The organism is Natronococcus roseus (genome assembly GCF_043677095.1).
Taxonomy (GTDB): Archaea; Halobacteriota; Halobacteria; order Halobacteriales; family Natrialbaceae; genus Natronococcus; species Natronococcus roseus.
This window is the reverse complement of the sequence record NZ_JBHLJR010000015.1, coordinates 1-4,218: the sequence shown is the minus strand read 5'-3', so window position 1 is coordinate 4,218 and position 4,218 is coordinate 1. Positions and strand designations below refer to the sequence as shown.

The 4,218-nt window shown below is 57.9% G+C and carries 1 tRNA gene and 2 rRNA genes; all 3 read right to left on the bottom strand.

Going from position 1 to position 4,218, the window contains the following annotated elements:
• Nucleotides 1–2,169, bottom strand: a 23S ribosomal RNA gene (locus ACFEMD_RS21995); the annotation flags it as partial.
• Between the two features lie 226 nt (nt 2,170–2,395).
• Nucleotides 2,396–2,467: transfer RNA gene (locus ACFEMD_RS21990), tRNA-Ala, on the bottom strand.
• A 136-nt stretch (nt 2,468–2,603) separates the two neighbouring features.
• Nucleotides 2,604–4,077: ribosomal RNA gene (locus ACFEMD_RS21985) — 16S ribosomal RNA — on the bottom strand.
• Nucleotides 4,078–4,218: the final 141 nt, after the last annotated feature.

Below are 4,218 nucleotides of genomic sequence, written 5' to 3'. Positions count from 1 at the left end.
CGCCTCCTACCTATGCTGCACAATGGCGACCACGTCTCAGTGACAGCCTGCAGTAAAGCTCTATAGGGTCTTCGCTTCCCCTTGGGGGTCTCCAGACTCCGCACTGGAACGTACAGTTCACCGGGCCCAACGTTGGGACAGTGACGCTCTCGTTGATCCATTCATGCAAGCCGCTACTGAAGCGGCAAGGTACTACGCTACCTTAAGAGGGTCATAGTTACCCCCGCCGTTAACGGGTCCTTCGTCCCCTTGTAAGGGGTGTTCAGATACCCGCACTGGGCAGGATTCAGTGACCGTACGAGTCCTTGCGGATTTGCGGTCACCTATGTTGTTACTAGACAGTCGGAGCGTCCGAGTCACTGCGACCTGCCCCTTTGCGGGGCAGGCATCCCTTCTTCCGAAGGTACGGGACTAACTTGCCGAATTCCCTAACGTCGGTTACTCCCGACAGACCTTGGCTTTCGCCGCCATGAGTACCTGTGTCGGATCTCGGTACGGACAGTGTGCTCGCCTTTTCACGGGCTCTGGGTTGACCTCTCTTACGCTATCCAGCCATTCGATCGCTTCGTGCCATTACGGCTTCCACGATCTTCGACTGTTCGACTGGGCGAAGGCCCAGCAGAGGCGGCCCCAAAGCGTCGGCTTTGGATGCACACTGGCACAGGAATATTAACCTGTTTCCCTGTTGTCAGCTTCGACTTACGGGCTGACTTAGGACCGGCTAACCCTCAGCTGATCAGCATTGCTGAGGAACCCTTACTCGTTCGGCCGTCGGGGGTCTAACCCGACTAACGCTGCTACTATGACCAGGATTTTCGTTACTGAACGGTCCACACGACTTCTCAGCCGTGCTTCCGCCCGAACAGAACGCCGACCTACGGGATCATCCGATCAAGGATGCCGCTAGGTCTCGGTGGTGGACTTGAGCCCCGATCATTTTGGGCGCTCCGAACCTCGGCCGGTAAGCTGTTACGCTTTTCTTAGAGGGTAGCTGCTTCTAAGCTCACCTCCCGGCTGTCTAGGGCTCGGAACCACCTTCGATCGCACTTAGTCCACACTTGGGGACCTTAACCCAGCTCTGGGTTGTCTCCCTCACGGTACACAGGCTTACCCCGCGCACCGGACTCCCCGCGTCAGCGGCGTTCGTAAGTTTGGAGTTGGACAGGGGGGCGCACTCCTCTCGGAGTGCGGTCCCCCAATCCGTCGCTCTACCTCACGAACTACCTCAGCGGAGGTCATGCTTCGACATGTGTCGGTCGGAACCAGCTGTTTCCGGATTCGATGGGCCTTTCACCCCTAGACGTAGGTCACGAGAGGGTATTGTAGGACACCAACTCTAACAGACTTCCACGTGCCTTTCGGCACGCTTCATCTTGCCCACGCCTAGATCATCCGGTTTCGGGTCATGCCCGATTGACTCCCCGCGCTTGAACACGGCGGCCCTCACACAGAAGTGCTGCGGCCCTGTCGGTTTCCCTACGCCTTCCCCGATGATCGGGTTAGACTCGTCAATCAGGCATACTCCCTGGTTCGTTTTTCAAAACGTACGACTGGACACCGGCTTCCTCTACGTTCTACTAGTAGCTCGCGCTACGTTCGTTTTGTAGAGGACCTTGTGTGCCCAGTCGCTCCATCGCCAACTGATTTCACGCCCTATTGCACCTCCCTTCTCGGGGTGCTTTTCAGCGTTCGCTCACGCTACTTGTTCGCTATCGGTCTTGAGGAGTGTTTAGTCTTCTCAGTCGATGCCTGAGATATTCACGAGGGATATCCAACCCCCGATACTCTGGAGCTGACTCGTCTTGTACTCGTCTTCGGTACGGGACTGTCACCCTGTTTCGTGCTCCGTTCCAGGAGACTTCGCGAAGAGTTTCCAAGAGTGATCGTCAGTCCGAACACCACATTGCCCGTGAGGGCTTCGGTTTGGACTGGAATCGCGTTCCTTCGCCAGTACTAACGACATCACGTTGCGTTTTCTTTTCCTGCCGGTACTAAGATGTTTCAATTTCCGGCGTTCCCCATTGCGCAAGGCAATTGCGAGAGGATTCCTATTTGGAGATCCCAAGTTCTTTCCCTCCGTGCGGGTCCCTTGGGCTTATCGCAGCTTGGCACGTCCGTCTTCAGCTCTCAAGCCGAGCGATCCACCAGCTGGCACAGTAGCCACGTTCGTCGGATCTGCGCTGTCAAAGACAACGCGTCAGTGACCCGGGAACGGGTCCAGTGGACGCCTGGACTACACGTACACACGGTCTCATCTGCACGCCAGTAGACGGCTGGCCTGCATTGACCCTTCCCAGTCACACTTGCGCGGACTGGTGCATCGGTTCGGTCGGATTAGATCCGAAGTGCCTGCCCCACTTAAGGGACACGACTTGGCTTCGATCCAACCCGAGTATGGACCCACAGGGATTCGAACCCTGGGCATCCTCCTTGCAAAGGAGGCACTCTCCCACTGAGCTATGGGCCCACTCTCCACGCGAACGTGGAGAGCGTAGATACGGTGTGAGCCTCGGTAGTTCAAAGGTGCCCGGTCGGCCCTCGATGGGCGCTAACCGAACTGGACCGCGTGTGGTGGGCCGGGGCAACGCCCCGGTCCCGGTCTGTGGAGGTGATCCAGCCGCAGATTCCCCTACGGCTACCTTGTTACGACTTAAGCCCCCTTGCGAAGCCCAGATTCGACCCCCGTACAGGGGCCTCATCCGGACCTCACTCGGGTGCTTTGACGGGCGGTGTGTGCAAGGAGCAGGGACGTATTCACCGCCGTCTTCTGAACGGCGATTACTACCGAATCCAGCTTCATGCGGACGAGTTTCAGTCCGCAATCCGAACTACGATCGAGTTTCGGAGATTAGCGCCCCCTCTCGGGGTTGCGTCCCACTGTCTCGACCATTGTAGCCCGCGTGTTGCCCAGCACATTCGGGGCATACTGACCTACCGTTGCCCGTTCCTTCCTCCAGTTTGGCACTGGCAGTCCTCCTAATGTACCCAACCACCGCAAGGGTGTTGCTGGCAATTAGGAGTGCGGGTCTCGCTCGTTGCCTGACTTAACAGGACGCCTCACGGTACGAGCTGACGGCGGCCATGCACCTCCTCTCAGTAGCTCCGATAAGCTCATCACACTGATCTTCATTGCTACTGTCGATGCTGGTGAGATGTCCGGCGTTGAGTCCAATTAAACCGCAGGCTCCTCCGGTTGTAGTGCTCCCCCGCCAATTCCTTTAAGTTTCATCCTTGCGGACGTACTTCCCAGGCGGTCTGCTTCACGGCTTCCCTACGGCACACCACAGGCTCGTAGCCTGTGGCACACCTAGCAGACATCGTTTACAGCTCGGACTACCCGGGTATCTAATCCGGTTCGTGACCCGAGCTTTCGTCCCTCACCGTCGGATCCGTCTTTCCAGAGCGCTTTCGCCACCGGTGGTCCGTCCAGGATTACAGGATTTCACTCCTACCCCGGACGTACCCTCTGGATCTTCCGGTCCCAAGCCACGCAGTTTCCACCGGACGCCCGCACGTTGAGCGTGCGGATTTCCCGATGGACTTGCGCGGCCAGCTACGGACGCTTTAGGCCCAATAAGAGCGGCCATCACTCGTGCTGCCGGTATTACCGCGGCGGCTGGCACCGGTCTTGCCCAGCACTTATTCTACGACCACCTTACGGTCGTGAAAAGCGAGGGCTCTATGCCCTCGCACTTGGAGTCCCCTTATCGCACTGGCGTGCAGTGTAAAGGTTTCGCGCCTGCTGCGCCCCGTAGGGCCCGGTATCTTGTCTCAGATACCGTCTCCGGGCTCTTGCTCTCACAACCCGTACCGATTACTGGCACGGTGGGCCGTTACCCCACCGTCTACCTAATCGGCCGCAGCCACATCCTCTGGCGCCGGGGCGTTTCGAGCTCTCCGCAACTTCCAGCGTGAGAGCGGTATGCACGATTAGCCTCAGTTTCCCGAGGTTGTCGCGCTCCAGAGGGTAGTTTGGCCACGTGTTACTGAGCTATCTGCTACGAGTCTGAACTCGTACAACTAGCATGGCTAAATCGGACTCCAATAGCAATGGCCTCCGGCAGGATCAACCGGAGTGCTCTTCCCCCGAAAGGGGGAGGTTGGCGGAGTATGATCGGTTCACACTCACTTGAATCGTCTATCGTATATGGGTCCAGTTCGGTGGTGCCGAATCGCGGACCGATCGGGCGTCACCGAACTACCAAGGCTCACATCAGA